Here is a 17,240-nt window from a genome sequence, read left to right as displayed (position 1 = left end):
AAAATTCGACAATGAGTCTGTACTTTTTTGCTTAGTACTTCTGTACCTTTTTACTTAATACTTTTGTACACTTCTGTGCTTTTTTACTTAGTACTTTTGTTCTTTTTTACTTAGTACTCCCGTACTGAAATTAACAAGTGAAATTACGGGATATAAAAGAATAGAAGGGAGAATTCCTCAACCATGCGGGTTTCAGCCGAAAATCCTCATCTGTGAGATGAGGAATCCTCATCTGTGAGATGAGGATTTCTAATCTGTGAGATGAATTACTTTCATCAGATTTGATGAGGTTGTAAGATAGTTTAATCCTAATTAAATTTGATGAGATAGACTATGGAACGTCAGGAGCGAATTGTCTATTCCGAGATGACTAGAACAGTTGACTATGAAACTGGAGTAGTAAATGAAGAGGAACGAACAAAGATTGTTAAGCTTCCTCAGGAACCTCCATACGTCAAAATGTATATTGATGACTTAGCTTCTGTTCTGAAACTTCCAATTGGAGTTAGAGGTCTACTTTATGCTCTTGTACAGAGAATTGACTATGACGGAATCATCACTCTAGGTAGCACTAGCAAAAAGAGAATTGCTGAGAGGCTGAAAATTACAATTGGAACTTTTGATAATTACCTGACCAAGCTTGTCAAGACTGGTGTACTGAAACGTATAGGAAGAGGAGAATTTGAGGTTAATCCGTATCTCTTTGCTCGCGGAGACTGGGCTGAGATCAGACGTAGACGTGATAACTTTGGAAAAACTTTCAGAATGACTATTACTTACTCCCCTGGTGGAAAACGGAAGATAGAGGGTAGAGCTTTAGAAGAATAAAGGGTCAATAATTGACTTTATTCAAAAGAGAAAAAACCTTAATTTAGGTCAAGTAAGAAAACAGCTAAGACCTTGGATAAATAATAATTATTCATCCACCTTTAAAATTACTAATAAATCATCAATTAAACTTACGCCAACATCTAAAGAAAAATCTAAAATTATTGCTCAATTTGAAAGCTTTTAACTATCAATAATCACTTGACATCCTCCCACCACTAAACACTACATACATGCGGCGAACTATGCGCCTTTGTTGGTGTTTTAGTAGAGGTACTCTTTTGCATTTAAGATAGGTTTTTGTCCAAGAAACTCATAGCTTTTCTTCAATGGCTTTTATAGATTTTTATCAATTTATTGATAGCTTTTGTCCAAGATATGCTAGAAATTAAGTGCAGATTCTTCCAGGACAGTCCTGGACATATCCATAATGGAAGTAGATTTAATTCCTTTATCTCAACTGCCCTCTCGCTACGGTATTGCCCGATCCAATCTTTATAATCGTCTTAAAGACTTGAAGATTGAATCGGTTAAACAGGGTCGTAAGGCTTTTGTAACTTCTACTCAATTAGAGTTACTGGATGGATTACACGCTCATCTTGAAAGTGGAGGGACAACCAATGAATTCCTCAAGCAAATAGATTCTAATTCTCATTTAGTAATTACATCGAGTGGTGAACCATCTGCCCCTAATTCAATGGTTACACCTGGCTATAACTATAATGAACCGACAATTTCGCTTCAGCCATCAGTTTTGGTAGGTGCGATTGAGGCGGTGGTTAAGAGATTAATTCCTACCAACAGAAGTCGCTTAAACTATTTGAGAGAATTAGAAGAAGCTTATCAAAATGGTTGGCTACTTTCCACTTCCGAAGTAGCTGATTTGTTGGGACTTAATCAAAAGACGATTACTAACTACGGAACTGAATTTACTGATGCAGGTTTTATCTTTGCACGGGTAGGAATTAGAAAAGGTGGAGAAATAGCTTGGTCAATTGATAAAGAAAGTAGCTGGGCTGAACCTATACCTTCTTCAACCATATCTGTGAAAGAGGCTTTTTCTGATGCTTTTGACCCATGATGCGTGAGACTTTGCTCACAAAAATCAAAAAAAGCTCGGGACTAGATATTTAGTCCCGAGCTTTTTTGCTGAATTTAGAAAATAATGACTGCTTGAAGCTTAGTAATGTGGATAGTATGATTCAAGGTCAGTTTGGTATTGAACGTTAGATTGATTCGCTTCTTGGTCAATTACATTGTATTCGCCGATCGCCGCTGCTTCGTTAGTATTAACTTGTAGAGAATTTTGAGCATCGCCAGCAGAAGGAACACCGTAGGCATCAAGACTTAATTGATCTTGGAAGCTGGTTTGGTTAGCTTCTTGTTCAACATAGTTACCGTAACCTACTGCTGCTGCGGAGTTACCATTGATTTGTGCAGCATTTTGAGTATCTTGAGCAAAAGCAGTTAAAGGAGCGAAAGCGATAACTGTAGTTAAAATTGCCAATGTAGATTTTTTCATAATTTTATAGACCTAAGTAAAAATAAAATTTTGTGTGTGTTTTGCTTACATTTATTAGTTACGACTGGTCTTTTTTTTTATGCAATTATTAAAAAGTTTTGATTTGAGTTTTGAAACTTTGACACTCTCACCGTCTCTACATTAATTCTTCAGGAGAAACGATCGCGTTCACGTAAAACCTCAAATCTGACTCGCTTAATTCCTGAGACGAATAAGTCAAAACAGAAGGCAAATAGTATGCGACAGCAAGTCTAGCGGCAGTAGCAAAGTCTGTGTAACCTTCAATTGAGCAAACTACATAGAAAACATCGGATTCTACTAGAACGTTATATACAGCCTCATTTCCTTCTCTATCATTTTTAGCTGCACGATAAATATCTTGTGTGTGACTAACTTTGTGATTAGCTTTTTTTAGTATGGCGATCGCTCTTTCCTTTTCTTCATTGTTGCCAAACTGGTTACTTCCACCAACTAAAATTTTCATTTATTTATTTACTCATTTACTCATTATTTCATGACAAACTAGTAACTCCATACTAATCTAATAATCGTATAGAATTTTTACCTATGCTTGAGTAAATAAACTTTTACTCATTACTTCATTTGAATTTGACATCCTCCCGCCGCTATAATCTTTGATTTAGCGGGGGATTCCAAAGACTCACGACTTTGGTTTCTGTTTCCTTCCCTTACGGGTTTTTCGCAACTGCCCTTTAACGTTATGGTTATCAGGTCTTATGTCCGCTCCACAGACAATCACCGCAAGCCCTGCGGCGAGTATATTTTTTCCAGCATTGATGTCTCTATCAATTCCCTTAGTTCCACAATTAGGGCAATCCCAGGTACGAACATCAAGAGGCATCTTATCAACGACAAACCCGCAATGGTTGCATCGTTTGCTGCTGGGAAAGAACCGATCAATTTTAACCAGTTTTCGCCCGTACCAATCACATTTATATTCAAGTTGACGAAACATTTCACCCCAAGCAGCATCGCTAATACTACGAGACAACTTGTGGTTTTTGACCATGTTTCTAATCGCCAAATCCTCAATGGCAATTACGTTATTTTCTTGAACCAGGCGACTAGTCAACTTGTGCAGAAAATCAGTACGAGCATCTTTAATTTTGGCGTGTATTTTAGCTACTTTAAGTCGCGCTTTATGTCGGTTATTCGAGCCTTTGGTTTTCCGACTCAATTCCTTTTGCGCCACAGAGAGCTTTTGATACAGTCGATTAAAATGCTTTGGGTTAGCTATCTTTTCGCCATCACTAGTAGACAGCAAGCTAGAAACACCAACATCAATGCCAACTTTTTTCTTAGTTGGTGGCAAGGTTTCAATGGTGTAGTCATCTACCAGCATCGAGACAAACCAGCGACCACTAGGATCGAGTTTGACCGTGACTGTAGATGGTTCACATCCTTCTGGCAAAAGTCTAGACCAAACTATATTCAATGGTTCTTTGCATTTAGCAAGCCACAAACTACCATTGCGGTAGTTAAACGCCGACTTGGTAAATTCTGCCGTACCACCATTGCGCTTGGCTTTAAACCTTGGATACTTGGCACGTTTACCCCAAAAGTTAGCAAATGCTTTTTGCAGATGTCTCAAACATTGCTGCAAAGGTACACAGCTAACTTCATTGAGAAAGTCCAAGTTCTCAATCTTTTTCCAGCCAGTAAGAAGGCTAGAGGTTTCTTTATATTGAATCCTCTCTTGTCTTTCATACCAAGCGATTGTTCTAGTAGCCAAAGCTTTGTTATAGACCAAACGTACACATCCCATTGTCCGTCGCAAGAGGTTTTCTTGCTCGGCAGTGGGGAAAAACCTGTATTTGTAAGCACGTTCGGTCATACTTCACATTATACGTCATTAAATGTAAAAAATACAATTAGAGGCGCGCATTCCTCCTATCGCTTACCGCTTTGCGGTAAGCGATAGGAGGAATGCGCGAAGACAGATGACTATTATTATTAGTGTTTTGAACCAGAAAGGAGGGAGTGGCAAAACCACTATATCAAGCAATTTAGCCCATGCGATCGCTCTCGATGGCCGAAAGGTTCTATTGGTTGATTCTGACCCACAAGGCAGTTTGAGAGATTGGAATGAAGCAAATGGAGGGGAATTAATACCCGTTGTCGGGCTAGATAGAGAGACGCTACCCAAGGATCTAAAAGCAATATCAGATAGTTATGACTTTGTAATTATCGACGGTGCGCCACAAATAGCCAAAATGAGTGTAGCAGCGGTTAAAGCAGCGAATTTAGTACTCATACCTGTACAACCATCGCCGTATGATATTTGGGCTTGTGCTGATTTAGTAGATATCATCACCGCCCGACAAGAAGTTACAGATGGCTTGCCAATCGCCTATTTTCTAATTAGTAGAGCGATTAAAAACACCAAGCTTGGCAATGAAATCAAAAGCGCATTGGTAGATTATGAACTTCCTGTAATGACGACATGTACCACCCAAAAAGTTGCTTATCCCACTACCGCCGCTGAGGGAAAAACTGTATTTAATGAACCTGCCAGTAGTGCAGCCAAAGAAATCACAGCTATCAAAACTGAAATTATGGAGATTGTGAACTATGGTGCTTAAAGCCAAAAAAACTCGACGCGATCGCCCAGACAAAGAACAGGCGATCGCCCAGACAACTAAACCTGATACCAAAAGATTAAATGCTGAGATACCGAGAGAATTACACAGTAGACTTAAAACCTTTGCTGCCCAACAGGAAACCAAAATAACTGAGGTAGTAATTGAGGCTATTACTGAGTATTTGAGTAAAAGTTCAAATGAGTAAATGAATAAATATTAGACTATCTCAAAGAATTGACATCCTCCCATCACTGAAAGTGAAGGTCTCCAGCCCGAAGAAAGATGAAGAGAATAAGGTGTCTTTTAACGATTGCCCAATCAATACTTCTTTCCGGGGGGTGGCAACGATTCGTGAATTTTACTGTCATATCCCCCTCAAACCTTTACAGTGAAAAGATTGTAGAGTTTTAATTTCTAATTCTTTGATTGCTCGACAGCTCAAAAGCATATACAGCAAGCCTTTTAAGAATCTGACTACTTTGATTTTTTCATGCTTATCAGAGACTTTGCCGAAAACAATTATTTTTGTCTCATGAAAAAAGTGGCTCAAACTCAATAAAATCGTTATCTGAAATTGATAACATTGCCGAAAAGATGTCCAATTCGGCAATGTTTGTACTATTTTGATTCAAACCCTAAAACCATTGCCAGCAGTTAGTTTAAGGTCAATATGGGAGTAAAATGTGTGAATCGTTGCCATCCCCCTTTCCCATCTGCCCCCGCCGGAGGCGAAACTAACGAGCTTCTTATAATCTTCTCCATGACAAAATGCGCGGGCAGCCCGCAAGCCCATCGCCTTTAGGCATGTGCGGGGCTTATAAATGCCGCGAGTAAGGCTTTAGCCGCAACTGACCCACGGCAACAGCCCCTCCTTTTAAGTGCTGTCATGACTAAACATAATATAATTTAGTCATGTTAACACGAACTTTTGAATTTAAACTCAAGCCAACTACTGAACAAGCTTCTTTGTTTGAAGCTTGGTTGATTGCCTGTCGCCAAGTATATAACTATGCTCTGGCAGAAAGGAAAGCTTGGGTTAATTCTCGAAAGTGTGCTGTTAACGCTTGTAGCTTAAGCCAAGAATACATAATACCTGCTGATACTAAGCGTCCTAATTTCGCTAGTCAATGCAGGTCTTTAACTCAGGCTAGAAAAGATTTTCCTGAACTAGGAAATGTTCATGTTCACGTCTTACAAGAAACATTAAAGCGATTAGAAATTGCTTTTGTAGCTATGTGGGATAGAGGTCATGGTTTTCCTAGATTCAAATCTACCAAAAGGATGAGGTCATTTAATTTCAAGCAAATGGGGGTTAATCCACTTCAAGAAGGTAAAGTTAAATTGCCTAAAATTGGTTGGGTTAAGATGCGTCAGTCTAGACCTATTCCCGAAGGTTTTGAGTTAAAGCAAGTCAGAATAGTTAGGCGTGTATCTGGTTGGTATGCCATGTTAGTGCTTAAGCTAGAGGTAGATGTTCCTAACCCCATGCCTCATGGTGAACCATTAGGTATAGATTTAGGACTCGAAAAATTCTTAGCTACCAGTACAGGCAAGCTTATAGCTAGACCAAAGTTTTTTGTCTCACTCCAAAGTAAGCTGAAATCGTTACAAAAGAAAATGAGCAGGAAGAAAAAAGGTTCTAGCAATTGGAAAAAAGCGGGCTTTAAAGTAGCTAAACTCCATGAACACATCTCTAATACCAGAAAAGATTTTCACTATAAAACTGCGGGTCTAATAGCAAGTGAAGCAGGAATGGTATTTGCTGAGGATTTAAACCTTAAAGCTATGTCTAGAGGTATGCTCAGAAAACATACTTTAGATGCTGGCTTTGGACAGTTCCTCAACATCTTAGAATTTGTCTGCTGGAAACAAGGAGTATACTTTAATCGAGTAGATCCTAATCTCAGCAGTCAAACTTGTCCTAAGTGCCAAACTCTAACAGGTAAAAAAGAACTATCTGAAAGAGTACATTCCTGTCCTACCTGTGGGTATACAACCGATAGAGATGTAGCGGCAGCTCAAGTAATAGAGCAGCGTGGAGTAGTGGCGGTAGGGCGTACCGTCCAAGTCTGCTGAGGGATAGGTCTGCGAAGATCCTTATGAAGCAGGAATCCCACGTCATTTATGCGTGGGAGCGTCAAGAAGAAGATTATAGATCATGAAGCGAGAGCGACAATGAGTTGGAACTGCATGCCTTAACGGCGAAGATGCTTTCTCTCTCTGCTTTCTAGTTCATTAACCTTCACCCTCACAGGGATCAATTCCCCTGACTCGACAGCTAAAAATCCTTGCTCGGCTAGATATGCAACTACAAGGAAACCAATTAACAATGAACAAATTAAAAACATGATGATTTTCTCTGATAAGAATTGAGTGATTCTAGAAATGTAAAAAGCGTCCTCTTCAGTTTCGGAGGACGCTTTTTTCAGAATTCTATTTGAAGTTAACTAACTTTCAACTTAACCGTTGATTGCAGGAGCAGTTAATGCTACGGGAGCTTGCTCGCCACTTGCTAAGTCTAAGGGGAAGTTGTGAGCGTTACGTTCGTGCATTACTTCAAAACCGAGGTTAGCGCGGTTTAAGATGTCTGCCCATGTGTTAACTACACGTCCCTGAGAATCCATGATGGATTGGTTGAAGTTGAATCCGTTGAGGTTGAATGCCATGGTGCTAATACCCATTGCAGTAAACCAGATTCCGATTACGGGCCATGCACCTAAGAAGAAGTGCAAGGAACGAGAGTTGTTGAAAGAAGCATATTGGAAGATAAGACGACCGAAGTAGCCGTGTGCTGCCACAATGTTGTAAGTCTCTTCTTCTTGTCCGAATTTGTAACCGTAGTTTTGTGATTCAGTTTCAGTTGTTTCACGTACTAAGGAAGAAGTTACCAAAGAACCGTGCATTGCGGAGAACAGAGAACCACCGAAGACACCAGCTACACCTAACATGTGGAAGGGGTGCATTAAGATGTTGTGTTCTGCTTGGAAGACCAACATGAAGTTGAATGTTCCACTGATTCCTAAAGGCATTCCATCAGAGAAGGAACCTTGTCCTAAAGGATAGATTAAGAATACTGCTGTGGCTGCGGATACAGGTGCACTATATGCAACACAGATCCAAGGACGCATTCCTAAGCGGTAAGATAATTCCCACTGACGACCGAGGTAAGAAAAGACTCCGATCAAGAAGTGGAAGATTACTAGTTGGTAAGGACCACCGTTGTATAACCACTCATCTAAGGAAGCTGCTTCCCAGATGGGGTAGAAGTGAAGACCGATCGCGTTAGAAGAAGGAACAACTGCACCGGAGATGATGTTGTTACCGTAAAGTAATGAACCAGCTACGGGTTCGCGGATTCCGTCGATGTCTACAGGAGGTGCTGCGACAAAGGCGATTAAGAAACAAGTAGTAGCTGCCAGAAGTGTAGGAATCATCAAGACACCAAACCAACCAACGTAGATGCGGTTGTTAGTGCTTGTAACCCACTGACAGAAGCGTTCCCAATTACCTTGGGTTTGGCTTTGTTGTAAAGTGGTTGTCATGTTTGTATGATTGCGTTGTTTATTTATTAATGTTCTTGATTTAGAACGGGATGGGAAACGAAATAAAATAATGTGTTTTGCCTCATCCATATAACTATATTAACTAATATTAAGAGTTTTGTCAAGTTATGTAACGAAATTGTTGATGATCTCTATCAAAAGTTATAGACAATCATTTTTTGATTGAAAAAAATCAATATGAAAAAGCTCGGGACTAAATATCTAGTCCCGAGCTTTTTGTTGAATTTAGAAAATAATGACTGGCTGAAGCTTAGTAATGTGGATAGTATGATTCAATATCAGTTTGCAATTGAACGTTAGATTGATCTGCTTCTTGGTCAATTACATTGTATTCGCCGATCGCTGCTGCTTCATTAGTATTAACTTGTAGAGAATTTTGAGCATCGGGAGCATCAGGAACGCCATAACCACCAGAATTTAGTTGATCTTGGAAGCTGGTTTGGTGAGCGTCTTGGTCGATATAGTTACCGTAACCTACTGCTGCTGCGGAGTTACCACCGATTTGTGCCGAATTTTGAGTATCTTGAGCAAAAGCAGTTAAAGGAGCGAAGGCGATAACTGCAGTTAAGATTGCTAATGTAGATTTTTTCATAATTTTATAGACCTAGTAAAAATAAAATTTTGTGTGTGTTTTGCTTACATTTACTAATTACGATTGGTCTTTTTTTTTATGCAGATCTACTTCGAGCAATATCCAATAACAAAAGCGCCCCTCATGAATAGGAGAGACGCTTTTGTGAAAATCTATTTCGATTACCGCCAACTCTTAGCCGTTGATAGCAGGAGCAGTCAAAGCTACAGGAGCTTGCTCGCCACTTGCTAAGTCTAAGGGGAAGTTGTGAGCGTTACGTTCGTGCATTACTTCGAAACCGAGGTTAGCGCGGTTTAAGATGTCTGCCCATGTGTTAACTACACGTCCCTGAGAATCCATGATCGATTGGTTGAAGTTGAATCCGTTGAGGTTAAATGCCATGGTGCTAATACCCATTGCAGTAAACCAAATTCCGATTACGGGCCATGCACCTAAGAAGAAGTGCAAGGAACGAGAGTTGTTGAAAGAAGCATATTGGAAGATGAGACGACCGAAGTAGCCGTGTGCTGCCACGATGTTGTAAGTCTCTTCTTCTTGTCCGAACTTGTAACCGTAGTTTTGTGATTCAGTTTCAGTTGTTTCACGTACTAAGGAAGAAGTTACCAAAGAACCGTGCATTGCGGAGAACAGAGAACCACCGAAGACACCAGCTACACCTAACATGTGGAAGGGGTGCATTAAGATGTTGTGTTCTGCTTGGAAGACCAACATGAAGTTGAATGTTCCGCTGATTCCTAAAGGCATTCCATCAGAGAAGGAACCTTGTCCTAGAGGATAGATTAAGAATACTGCTGTGGCTGCGGATACAGGTGCACTATATGCAACACAGATCCAGGGGCGCATTCCTAGACGGTAAGATAATTCCCACTGACGACCGAGGTAAGAAAAGACTCCGATCAAGAAGTGGAAGATTACTAGTTGGTAAGGACCACCGTTGTATAACCACTCATCTAAGGAAGCTGCTTCCCAGATGGGGTAGAAGTGAAGACCGATCGCGTTAGAAGAAGGAACAACTGCACCGGAGATGATGTTGTTACCGTAAAGTAATGAACCAGCTACGGGTTCGCGGATTCCGTCGATATCTACAGGAGGTGCTGCGACAAAGGCGATTAAGAAACAAGTAGTAGCTGCCAGAAGTGTAGGAATCATCAAGACACCAAACCAACCAACGTAGATGCGGTTGTTAGTGCTTGTAACCCACTGACAGAAGCGTTCCCAATTACCTTGGGTTTGGCTTTGTTGTAAAGTGGTTGTCATGTTCGTATGATTGCGTTTGTTTAGTATGTATTTTTATGTATGTACTTATCTTAAATGAGACTTTAGACAAATGTAACAACAAAAAATTTATCTATCTTATTAGTTTTGTTTATGATCCAAAAATACCGAATAAAAAAGCTCGGAACTAATATTAGTTCCGAGCTTTTTGTTGAATTTAGAAAATAATGACTGTTTGAAGCTTAGTAATGTGGATAGTATGATTCAAGGTCAGTTTGATATTGAACGTTAGATTGATTCGCTTCTTGGTCAATTACATTGTATTCGCCGATCGCCGCTGCTTCATTAGTATTAACTTGTAGAGAATTTTGAGCATCGGGAGCATCAGGAACGCCATAACCACCAGAATTTAGTTGGTCTTGGAAGCTGGTTTGGTGAGCGTCTTGGTCGATATAGTTACCGTAACCTACTGCCGCGGCAGAGTTACCACCGATTTGTGCGGAATTTTGAGTATCTTGAGCAAAAGCAGTTAAAGGAGCGAAAGCGATAACTGCAGTTAGAATTGCCAATGTAGATTTTTTCATAATTTTATAGACCTGAGTAAAAATAAAATTTTGTGTGTGTTGTGCTTACATTTATTAATTACGATTGGTCTTTTTTTTTTATGCAGCTAATGAAGCCTCCCACACCTGCTCTAACGAGACGAGGTGCGAGTATCTGGTAAGACACTCTTCTCGTAGGAGACAGCTACTCGTGTACCAGAAAACCGTGCTTCTCGGTGAACAGCAGGGACTTTAGCCATACTGAACCTGTTACTCATTTCTGGCAACAGCTTGTAGAAACAAATTCTGTATTTGATTATGTATCGTTATTTTGCTTGCTCCCTACTATTACTTATCGGGCGACACAAGGCTTATTAGTTACGAACTTGGCTACATTGGTCTTGTATTTACCCCTAAGTTACCAGCTTTCTGTGTCTGGAGGGCAATAGTGCCTTTGCAGTTAGAAGTATTATACCATGTTCTCAACCCAAGACCGTCGCACTAACTACCACCTGCTAATCGCGAGGAGGTAGAATGCGTGCTGATTGTCCGTTCAAACTAAGCTTTCGACTAAAAACTTGTTTAAGTTAGTCCCTGTAAGAGTTTGAGCCTAATATATAAGTTTTATTTATAGGTTTAGCGTATATAGAGACATAAGGAGCTTACTTATAACCCAGTCAGGGCAAGGGTTTACAAATTGGATTCGTATCGCATATGATACGCAAGGTATCGCATATGATACGGATTCATTTTAATTAACTTATGCGAGGAGCAATAAAATGGCAGTAACTCGCCTTAAGCCTCTCTATGACCAAGCAGGAACGCTAAAAGGATATGTTGATAAGTACACAGGTGAAGAATATGGCTTTCCTGTCATCATAGGAAGAAAAAGGAATCCATACGCTAAAGGATGGGTTATGAATAGTCAAGAGGCAATGATAATTCTTGCCAAAGATAAAGATATAAAAGGAGAAACCCACCGTGTCCTTTGGTTTATTGGTGGGATTCTTGATTTTGAAAATTGGGTTCAGCTTTCTGTTACAAAAATAGCCCAGGAACTTGAATTAAAGCGACCTAATGTATCAAGAGCGATAAAACTTCTTGAAGAAAAGGAAATAATTCTGCGAGGACCGAAAGTAGGACGCTCTTATGCCTTCATGCTCAATCCTGAATTTGGCTGGAAAGGTCAAGTGAAAAATTTAGATGAGTATCGAAGAGAACGTGACGAGCTTGAACATAGAGAAAAAAAACGCTCAAGAACTCAAAACAACTTGAAATTAGTCGAACTAAGTAAAGAAGACCAAATAATTCAAGCTATTAAACAAGGAAAGGTCAACGTTGAGGAATTTTATAGCCTTCTGCATAAGGAATAAAAAAATAAATCATGAAGCGAGAGCGACACGGCAGGGCCAAAATCCTCACCCCCGACGAAATCCAACTTCTCTTCAACCAAGGACTAAAAACCATCAGAGATCGCGCCCTGTTTGGCTTCTGCCTCTACACCGCCTGTCGGATCAACGAAGCTTGCACCCAACTCACCCAAGACGCATACAATAACGCCGAAGCAGTTCGTCCCTACATGACCATTCGTAAGGGCAATAGCAAGGGCAAACTCGCCAGCCGAACCATACCCACCTCAGAAGACTTAAAGCTGCTTCTAGGGCAATATAAACCCCAGTCAGGAGATAAATACCTCTTCCCTGGACGGTGGGGCAAAAAACATATCCACCCCGACAGTGCCTCCCTAATTCTACGCACCGCTTGCAGAAAGGTTGGTCTAGAAGGAGTCAGCACCCACAGCTTCCGACGCACCGCCTTAACGCAAATGAGCGACACTAACATTCCCTTCCGAGTCATCGCCGAAGTAAGCGGACACCACAACCTAACCCAACTCCATGCCTACCTAGAAGTCAAACCCGAACAAGTCAAAGGTGCGATCGCCTCATTGTCCTGTTTGTCATACATCGGAAAAAAAACGTTTCGTGATTCAAACCACTCCACCATTAACCAACAAATTCAAACCGAAGAGGATCTGACATCACCTTAAAATCTTTTTTGAATATCAAACAATATAAGTATATGTAAATAACAATTTTATTGCATGGATGCAAACAGGTTAAATATGACTTACGTATTGTTTTACAATTTTAAAGTAAATATTCAAAGACTTCCGAATATATTTTTTTTGGTTTTGATCTTTAACTTTTACATATTGCAAAAATAATTCTCTACTTATTCTCGCTCTCTTATCAAAGTAATAAAAAGTTAACAAAGCAGTACCTGTTAAAGTTAATAATGAAGAAGTAGGAAATATCCTTCCTTATCCAAACTCAAACGCATCACACTTTTAGACCCAAATGGCTGCATTCACTGGTTCTAAACTTAATAATGGGAACAATAAAGTTCAAATTGAAGCAGTAGGAAAAGACTCGTTTAAAATCAAAAATATGGTTTGCTTTTTCCATCAATCTGCTTAAAACAGTTACTAAAAAATTAGATACTTAAATATTATATTCTAGAAGGAAATCTAACAACTTCTAGAAGAATTTTTATACATATAAAAAAATGTCTATTTTAAGACTATACCCTTATATTAGAAAGCTTTTATAATAATCTTTATAAACCTAAAAAAATCTTAACTCTAACACTCGACTCATAGTAAAAAAGTCAATCAAAAGAAAGATCATCAAATCCAATTTGTCTTAGAAAATATTAGAAATTCTTATATTACAAGCAATCTAGACTAAAATGGAACTCGCTAATCGCTCGTAGTTTTTTATTTTTTGCTTATTCAGTGTGGTAACAAATAACTCCCTACGATCATCATTTGTCCCACACTAAAACTAGTCGGGGGCTGCTCGCCCCCAAACCCCCAGGGGCAGATGGGAAAGGAAATTTTTCGGGGTTATTGGTAGTGGGAAATAAAGATAGTTATATCAAGATTAGGTTGAGTAAAGCAGAGAAAGAGAGGTGGCAAGAAAAAGCAGTTCTAGCAGGAGTTTCTCTGTCCAATTTAATTCGGCAAGCAATGGTAAGAACTCAAACTTGGACAGTAGCAGATAGAGGTTTAATCTCAGAACAAACCAGACAAATAAGTCGGATTGGTAATAACTTAAATCAAATAGCTAAATGGGCGAATACCTACAAATCAACCGCCGAAGCCATTGAAGTAATTGAATGTTTAAGAGAAATAGAAAAAAAGCTAGAGGTAATATCTTCTTTCCCATCTGCCCCCGCCGGAGGCGAACCAAGATGTTAGTTAAATTCTTTAAAGGTGGTACTGGAAAAGGATCGTCGCCAGTAGAGTATTTAACCAAAGAAGTCGATAGTAAAGGAGTAACAAGAGAACCACTACCAGAAATAATCAAAGGCAATCCCCAACAAACAATTCAATTGATCGATTCCTTAAGTTTTAAATATAAATTTCACACCGGAGTAATCAGCTTTGCTCCAGAAGATAACCTCACAGAACAACAACAGCAAGAGCTTATTAAATCATTTGAAAAAACAGCTTTCCCAGGATTAGAAGTAGATCAATATGACATTCTCTGCGTAAGACACAGCCACACCAGCAACGGCAGAATTGAACGGACAATCAGCACGCATTCTACCTCCTCGCGATTAGCAGGTGGTAGTTAGTGCGACGGTCTTGGGTTGAGAACATGGTATAATACTTCTAACTGCAAAGGCACTATTGCCCTCCAGACACAGAAAGCTGGTAACTTAGGGGTAAATACAAGACCAATGTAGCCAAGTTCGTAACTAATAAGCCTTGTGTCGCCCGATAAGTAATAGTAGGGAGCAAGCAAAATAACGATACATAATCAAATACAGAATTTGTTTCTACAAGCTGTTGCCAGAAATGAGTAACAGGTTCAGTATGGCTAAAGTCCCTGCTGTTCACCGAGAAGCACGGTTTTCTGGTACACGAGTAGCTGTCTCCTACGAGAAGAGTGTCTTACCAGATACTCGCACCTCGTCTCGTTAGAGCAGGTGTGGGAGGCTTCATCAACAAAGTAGAGAAATTGACACAATCCTATCAAGATATTCAGAACACCTTATTAGACTAGAAATGAAGCGTAATGAAGAACTAGACCAATTCAAAACCAAAATCAATCTAGTGGACTATGCCCAAAATAACGGCTATCAACTAGACCAAAATAAATCCAGTACCAACTGTATAGTTCTCAAAGACAATCAAGGAGACAAAATATTAGTAGGTTTAGATAAGACTGACAATCACTACTTCTACTATTCCCTGACAAACGAAACAGATAAAGGGTCAATAATTGACTTTATACAAAAGAGAAAAAACCTTAATTTAGGTCAAGTAAGAAAAGAACTAAGACCTTGGATAAATAACAATTATTCATCTACCTTTAAAATTACTAATAAATTATCAATTAAACTTACGCCAACATCTAAAGAAAAATCTAAAGTTATTGCTCAATTTGAAAACTTTCAAACTATCAATAATCACCCCTACTTAAACCAAAGAGGAATTAGTAAAGATACAATCAACAACCCTAGATTCAAGGGAACAATTTACCTTGATAGTCGCAACAATGCGATTTTTCCCCACAGAGATAGGGAAGGGGTTTGTGGCTATGAAACTCGCAACCAAGACTTTAAAGGCTTCTCCAGTGGTGGTACTAAGGGGTTATGGGTTTCCAAGAGTGGGCGAAACGACAACAAACTTGTAATTTGCGAAAGCCCTCTCGACTGTCTGAGCTACCATCAACTTTTTCCCGATGACTATACTCGCTACTTTGCCACATCAGGAACACTGTCTGAGAAGCAAAAAGACTTACTCCGCACTGCTTTCGAGAAGCTTGACCAGAAGGGAGGTGAAATTATCATTGCTACAGATAGGGATGCAGGGGGAGAAGAAATATCCCAGCAGCTAACTGAAATTGCTCCTAAAACGGCTCAAATCTTCCGTTATGTACCAAAGCATCAAAAAGACTGGAGTGAGGTATTACAAGCTCAAATTGAACGAGAAAGACAACAAGAAAATCAAAGAAGTCGCTAATGTGAGTTGTTGATCTGGGGACACCCCAGACCCCGATTCTGGAGGGTCAGCAACCAGTCCCTCCAGACCTCCCCGAACGGCTACTCCAGGCTTTTTTCAATCGCGTTTCCAAGACTAAAAAAATCACTTTCAAACGCTGAAACCTTTACAGAGAGAGGATTTCCGTTGCCGTTATGTAAGAGGTAGATATACGCTTAATTTCAAATCGCTAAAACATACTCTGTATAAGGATTTCAAGAATTTATTATGCCTACAAAAAATGTAGTCATTGAACTATAGTTTTTGTAGGCTATAGTTTTTGTAGGCTATAGTTTTTATCGCTACGGATAGGGATCGAGCAGGAGAAAAAATATCCCAGGAGCTACACAGAATTGCCCCTAAAACCGCTCAAATATCTCGCCATGTACCCAAACATCAAAAAGATTGGAACGAGGCTCTACAGGCTCAAATTGAACGAGAAAGACAACAAGAAAATCAGAGAAGTAGGGGTAGGGGTTTATCATGTTAATTTCGGGTTTGACGTTATTAAGAGGTAGATCTAACTTCCAAGTGCAATCTCCCAAACGTTTACTACATAATAGTTTTAGAGATTTAGTTTGAAGATAAATTTTATCCTCATTAAAGGTTGATTTTTTACCGTATCGAGCTTAACATTTTCCACATCAAATCATTATATATCAAGGATTCCAGCCATTGTATACTACTTATAGTTCTCTAACAGAGTTGAAGTATGGGGTTCTAGAGACGAGTTCTCTAGGTAAAACTTCAGGCAGCACTTGAGAGCATAGTCTTTCTAGTTTGATTGGGAAAAATGCGAATCGCTAGCGGTAAAAGGCAGGATTCAACTAAGCTCTAGAAGACCTAAAGAAAAAAAACCAATCCTGGTTGTTTGGAGTATTCCAACTGGTGAGGGCATTTTCCAGTGTGAGAGTAGATGTCAGACAAGTTTAACTTGCTATCTACGCCAGTATTGCAGAATCCTCTAGCTGAAGTAAGAGGAGTATGTCAAAGACCAACACGAAAGGATCGGGGGTTTATGAAAATTTATTCTGAATCTCTAGAACAGCTTCTTCCCAAAATAAGTGGTAATGCTCTTAAGGTTTTCATGGCATTAGGAGGCAAACTGGGATGGGAAAACACCGTTGTAGAAATGACCAGAAACGAAATTATGGAAAGCACTGGCTTGAGTGAGAAGACCGTTCAGAGTGCTTTAAATGAACTTGAAGAACTTAAAGTAATTAGTCGTATTGGTCCTAATAACCGTCGCAAGTATGTTCTGAGCCAAATGTATGTCAAAAAAGGCAAATCATCAAAAAAGTCGTGAAAATTCGACAATGAGTCTG

General features: G+C 39.5%; 20 protein-coding genes. 12 read left to right on the top strand and 8 right to left on the bottom strand.

What is annotated here, in order from left to right:
* Positions 1 to 333: 333 nt before the first annotated feature.
* Together PLEUR7319_RS37575 and PLEUR7319_RS0100085 are read left to right on the top strand one after the other, a co-directional pair.
* A complete protein-coding gene (locus PLEUR7319_RS37575; RefSeq protein ID WP_019503172.1) occupies positions 334 to 828 on the top strand; it encodes a replication/maintenance protein RepL in 495 nt (164 codons plus the stop codon).
* A gap of 430 nt (positions 829 to 1,258) precedes the next feature.
* Complete coding sequence (locus tag PLEUR7319_RS0100085; RefSeq protein ID WP_019503171.1) at positions 1,259 to 1,909, top strand: hypothetical protein; 651 nt, start codon at positions 1,259 to 1,261, stop codon at positions 1,907 to 1,909.
* Between the two features lie 99 nt (positions 1,910 to 2,008).
* On the opposite strand, the gene PLEUR7319_RS0100080 is transcribed toward PLEUR7319_RS0100085, so the two are convergent.
* The 3 genes from PLEUR7319_RS0100080 to PLEUR7319_RS0100070 all read right to left on the bottom strand — a co-directional run bounded on the left by PLEUR7319_RS0100080 (position 2,009) and on the right by PLEUR7319_RS0100070 (position 4,205).
* On the bottom strand, positions 2,009 to 2,350 hold the full coding sequence (locus tag PLEUR7319_RS0100080) for a hypothetical protein (RefSeq protein WP_019503170.1): 342 nt from the start codon (positions 2,348 to 2,350) through the stop codon (positions 2,009 to 2,011).
* Between the two features lie 136 nt (positions 2,351 to 2,486).
* Complete coding sequence (locus tag PLEUR7319_RS0100075; RefSeq protein WP_019503169.1) at positions 2,487 to 2,834, bottom strand: hypothetical protein; 348 nt, start codon at positions 2,832 to 2,834, stop codon at positions 2,487 to 2,489.
* Between the two features lie 177 nt (positions 2,835 to 3,011).
* Positions 3,012 to 4,205 (bottom strand): RNA-guided endonuclease TnpB family protein, encoded by a 1,194-nt coding sequence (locus tag PLEUR7319_RS0100070; protein ID WP_019503168.1) that lies wholly within the window; start codon positions 4,203 to 4,205, stop codon positions 3,012 to 3,014.
* A 106-nt stretch (positions 4,206 to 4,311) separates the two neighbouring features.
* On the opposite strand from PLEUR7319_RS0100070, the gene parA reads away from it, so the two are divergent.
* The 3 genes from parA to PLEUR7319_RS0100055 all read left to right on the top strand — a co-directional run bounded on the left by parA (position 4,312) and on the right by PLEUR7319_RS0100055 (position 7,029).
* Positions 4,312 to 4,953 carry a ParA family partition ATPase gene (gene parA, locus PLEUR7319_RS0100065; RefSeq protein WP_019503167.1) on the top strand — a complete coding sequence of 214 codons (642 nt, stop codon included), beginning with the start codon at positions 4,312 to 4,314 and terminating at the stop codon, positions 4,951 to 4,953.
* Positions 4,943 to 5,158 carry a plasmid partition protein ParG gene (locus PLEUR7319_RS33555; protein WP_019503166.1) on the top strand — a complete coding sequence of 72 codons (216 nt, stop codon included), beginning with the start codon at positions 4,943 to 4,945 and terminating at the stop codon, positions 5,156 to 5,158. The genes parA and PLEUR7319_RS33555 overlap by 11 nt, the downstream gene beginning before the upstream one ends.
* Positions 5,159 to 5,865: 707 nt before the next feature.
* Positions 5,866 to 7,029: an RNA-guided endonuclease TnpB family protein gene (locus PLEUR7319_RS0100055; protein WP_019503165.1), complete on the top strand. Its 1,164-nt coding sequence runs from the start codon at positions 5,866 to 5,868 to the stop codon at positions 7,027 to 7,029.
* 119 nt (positions 7,030 to 7,148) lie between these two features.
* On the opposite strand, the gene PLEUR7319_RS41140 is transcribed toward PLEUR7319_RS0100055, so the two are convergent.
* The 5 genes from PLEUR7319_RS41140 to PLEUR7319_RS0100035 form a co-directional block, all read right to left on the bottom strand.
* Complete coding sequence (locus PLEUR7319_RS41140; RefSeq protein ID WP_158441800.1) at positions 7,149 to 7,301, bottom strand: hypothetical protein; 153 nt, start codon at positions 7,299 to 7,301, stop codon at positions 7,149 to 7,151.
* Positions 7,302 to 7,412: 111 nt separating this feature from the next.
* Positions 7,413 to 8,495 carry a photosystem II q(b) protein gene (gene psbA, locus PLEUR7319_RS0100050; protein ID WP_019503163.1) on the bottom strand — a complete coding sequence of 361 codons (1,083 nt, stop codon included), beginning with the start codon at positions 8,493 to 8,495 and terminating at the stop codon, positions 7,413 to 7,415.
* A gap of 271 nt (positions 8,496 to 8,766) precedes the next feature.
* Complete coding sequence (locus PLEUR7319_RS0100045; RefSeq protein ID WP_019503164.1) at positions 8,767 to 9,108, bottom strand: hypothetical protein; 342 nt, start codon at positions 9,106 to 9,108, stop codon at positions 8,767 to 8,769.
* Between the two features lie 174 nt (positions 9,109 to 9,282).
* Positions 9,283 to 10,365 (bottom strand): photosystem II q(b) protein, encoded by a 1,083-nt coding sequence (gene psbA / locus PLEUR7319_RS0100040; protein ID WP_019503163.1) that lies wholly within the window; start codon positions 10,363 to 10,365, stop codon positions 9,283 to 9,285.
* A 200-nt stretch (positions 10,366 to 10,565) separates the two neighbouring features.
* On the bottom strand, positions 10,566 to 10,907 hold the full coding sequence (locus PLEUR7319_RS0100035) for a hypothetical protein (protein WP_019503162.1): 342 nt from the start codon (positions 10,905 to 10,907) through the stop codon (positions 10,566 to 10,568).
* Positions 10,908 to 11,644: 737 nt separating this feature from the next.
* Here PLEUR7319_RS0100035 and PLEUR7319_RS0100030 point away from each other — a divergent pair.
* The 7 genes from PLEUR7319_RS0100030 (at position 11,645) to PLEUR7319_RS0100005 (ending at position 17,221) form a co-directional block, all read left to right on the top strand.
* Entirely contained in the window at positions 11,645 to 12,238 is a 594-nt protein-coding gene (locus tag PLEUR7319_RS0100030; protein ID WP_019503161.1) for a helix-turn-helix domain-containing protein, read from the top strand.
* Between the two features lie 11 nt (positions 12,239 to 12,249).
* Entirely contained in the window at positions 12,250 to 12,912 is a 663-nt protein-coding gene (locus PLEUR7319_RS0100025; protein ID WP_019503160.1) for a site-specific integrase, read from the top strand.
* A 780-nt stretch (positions 12,913 to 13,692) separates the two neighbouring features.
* Positions 13,693 to 14,124, top strand: a complete 432-nt coding sequence (locus PLEUR7319_RS0100020; RefSeq protein ID WP_019503159.1) for a MobC family plasmid mobilization relaxosome protein — start codon at positions 13,693 to 13,695, stop codon at positions 14,122 to 14,124.
* Entirely contained in the window at positions 14,118 to 14,504 is a 387-nt protein-coding gene (locus tag PLEUR7319_RS0100015; RefSeq protein WP_019503158.1) for a hypothetical protein, read from the top strand. The genes PLEUR7319_RS0100020 and PLEUR7319_RS0100015 overlap by 7 nt, the downstream gene beginning before the upstream one ends.
* Before the next feature lie 433 nt (positions 14,505 to 14,937).
* The gene (locus PLEUR7319_RS0100010; protein WP_019503157.1) at positions 14,938 to 15,897 is read left to right on the top strand and encodes a DUF3991 and toprim domain-containing protein; all 960 of its coding nucleotides are present in this window, start codon (positions 14,938 to 14,940) and stop codon (positions 15,895 to 15,897) included.
* A gap of 307 nt (positions 15,898 to 16,204) precedes the next feature.
* Positions 16,205 to 16,405 (top strand): toprim domain-containing protein, encoded by a 201-nt coding sequence (locus tag PLEUR7319_RS39830; protein ID WP_144054202.1) that lies wholly within the window; start codon positions 16,205 to 16,207, stop codon positions 16,403 to 16,405.
* A gap of 426 nt (positions 16,406 to 16,831) precedes the next feature.
* A complete protein-coding gene (locus PLEUR7319_RS0100005) occupies positions 16,832 to 17,221 on the top strand; it encodes a replication protein (RefSeq protein ID WP_019503156.1) in 390 nt (129 codons plus the stop codon).
* The last annotated feature ends 19 nt before the right edge of the window (positions 17,222 to 17,240 follow it).

The organism is Pleurocapsa sp. PCC 7319 (assembly GCF_000332195.1).
Lineage (GTDB): Bacteria > Cyanobacteriota > Cyanobacteriia > Cyanobacteriales > Xenococcaceae > Waterburya.
The sequence above is the reverse complement of the archived record's forward strand: the minus strand, read 5'-3'. Positions and strand labels throughout refer to the sequence as shown.

Excerpts from the sequence above, each read along its gene's own strand:
- PLEUR7319_RS0100035 (WP_019503162.1), bottom strand. The coding sequence starts at position 10,907 with ATGAAAAAATCTACATTGGCAATTCTAACTGCAGTTATCGCTTTCGCT.
- psbA (WP_019503163.1), bottom strand. The coding sequence starts at position 8,495 with ATGACAACCACTTTACAACAAAGCCAAACCCAAGGTAATTGGGAACGC.
- PLEUR7319_RS0100015 (WP_019503158.1), top strand. The coding sequence starts at position 14,118 with ATGTTAGTTAAATTCTTTAAAGGTGGTACTGGAAAAGGATCGTCGCCA.
- parA (WP_019503167.1), top strand. The coding sequence starts at position 4,312 with ATGACTATTATTATTAGTGTTTTGAACCAGAAAGGAGGGAGTGGCAAA.
- PLEUR7319_RS0100045 (WP_019503164.1), bottom strand. The coding sequence starts at position 9,108 with ATGAAAAAATCTACATTAGCAATCTTAACTGCAGTTATCGCCTTCGCT.
- PLEUR7319_RS0100070 (WP_019503168.1), bottom strand. The coding sequence starts at position 4,205 with ATGACCGAACGTGCTTACAAATACAGGTTTTTCCCCACTGCCGAGCAA.
- psbA (WP_019503163.1), bottom strand. The coding sequence starts at position 10,365 with ATGACAACCACTTTACAACAAAGCCAAACCCAAGGTAATTGGGAACGC.
- PLEUR7319_RS0100010 (WP_019503157.1), top strand. The coding sequence starts at position 14,938 with ATGAAGCGTAATGAAGAACTAGACCAATTCAAAACCAAAATCAATCTA.
- PLEUR7319_RS41140 (WP_158441800.1), bottom strand. The coding sequence starts at position 7,301 with ATGTTTTTAATTTGTTCATTGTTAATTGGTTTCCTTGTAGTTGCATAT.
- PLEUR7319_RS37575 (WP_019503172.1), top strand. The coding sequence starts at position 334 with ATGGAACGTCAGGAGCGAATTGTCTATTCCGAGATGACTAGAACAGTT.
- PLEUR7319_RS0100025 (WP_019503160.1), top strand. The coding sequence starts at position 12,250 with ATGAAGCGAGAGCGACACGGCAGGGCCAAAATCCTCACCCCCGACGAA.
- PLEUR7319_RS33555 (WP_019503166.1), top strand. The coding sequence starts at position 4,943 with ATGGTGCTTAAAGCCAAAAAAACTCGACGCGATCGCCCAGACAAAGAA.
- PLEUR7319_RS0100075 (WP_019503169.1), bottom strand. The coding sequence starts at position 2,834 with ATGAAAATTTTAGTTGGTGGAAGTAACCAGTTTGGCAACAATGAAGAA.
- PLEUR7319_RS0100055 (WP_019503165.1), top strand. The coding sequence starts at position 5,866 with ATGTTAACACGAACTTTTGAATTTAAACTCAAGCCAACTACTGAACAA.
- PLEUR7319_RS0100005 (WP_019503156.1), top strand. The coding sequence starts at position 16,832 with ATGTCAGACAAGTTTAACTTGCTATCTACGCCAGTATTGCAGAATCCT.
- PLEUR7319_RS0100080 (WP_019503170.1), bottom strand. The coding sequence starts at position 2,350 with ATGAAAAAATCTACATTGGCAATTTTAACTACAGTTATCGCTTTCGCT.
- PLEUR7319_RS0100085 (WP_019503171.1), top strand. The coding sequence starts at position 1,259 with ATGGAAGTAGATTTAATTCCTTTATCTCAACTGCCCTCTCGCTACGGT.
- PLEUR7319_RS0100030 (WP_019503161.1), top strand. The coding sequence starts at position 11,645 with ATGGCAGTAACTCGCCTTAAGCCTCTCTATGACCAAGCAGGAACGCTA.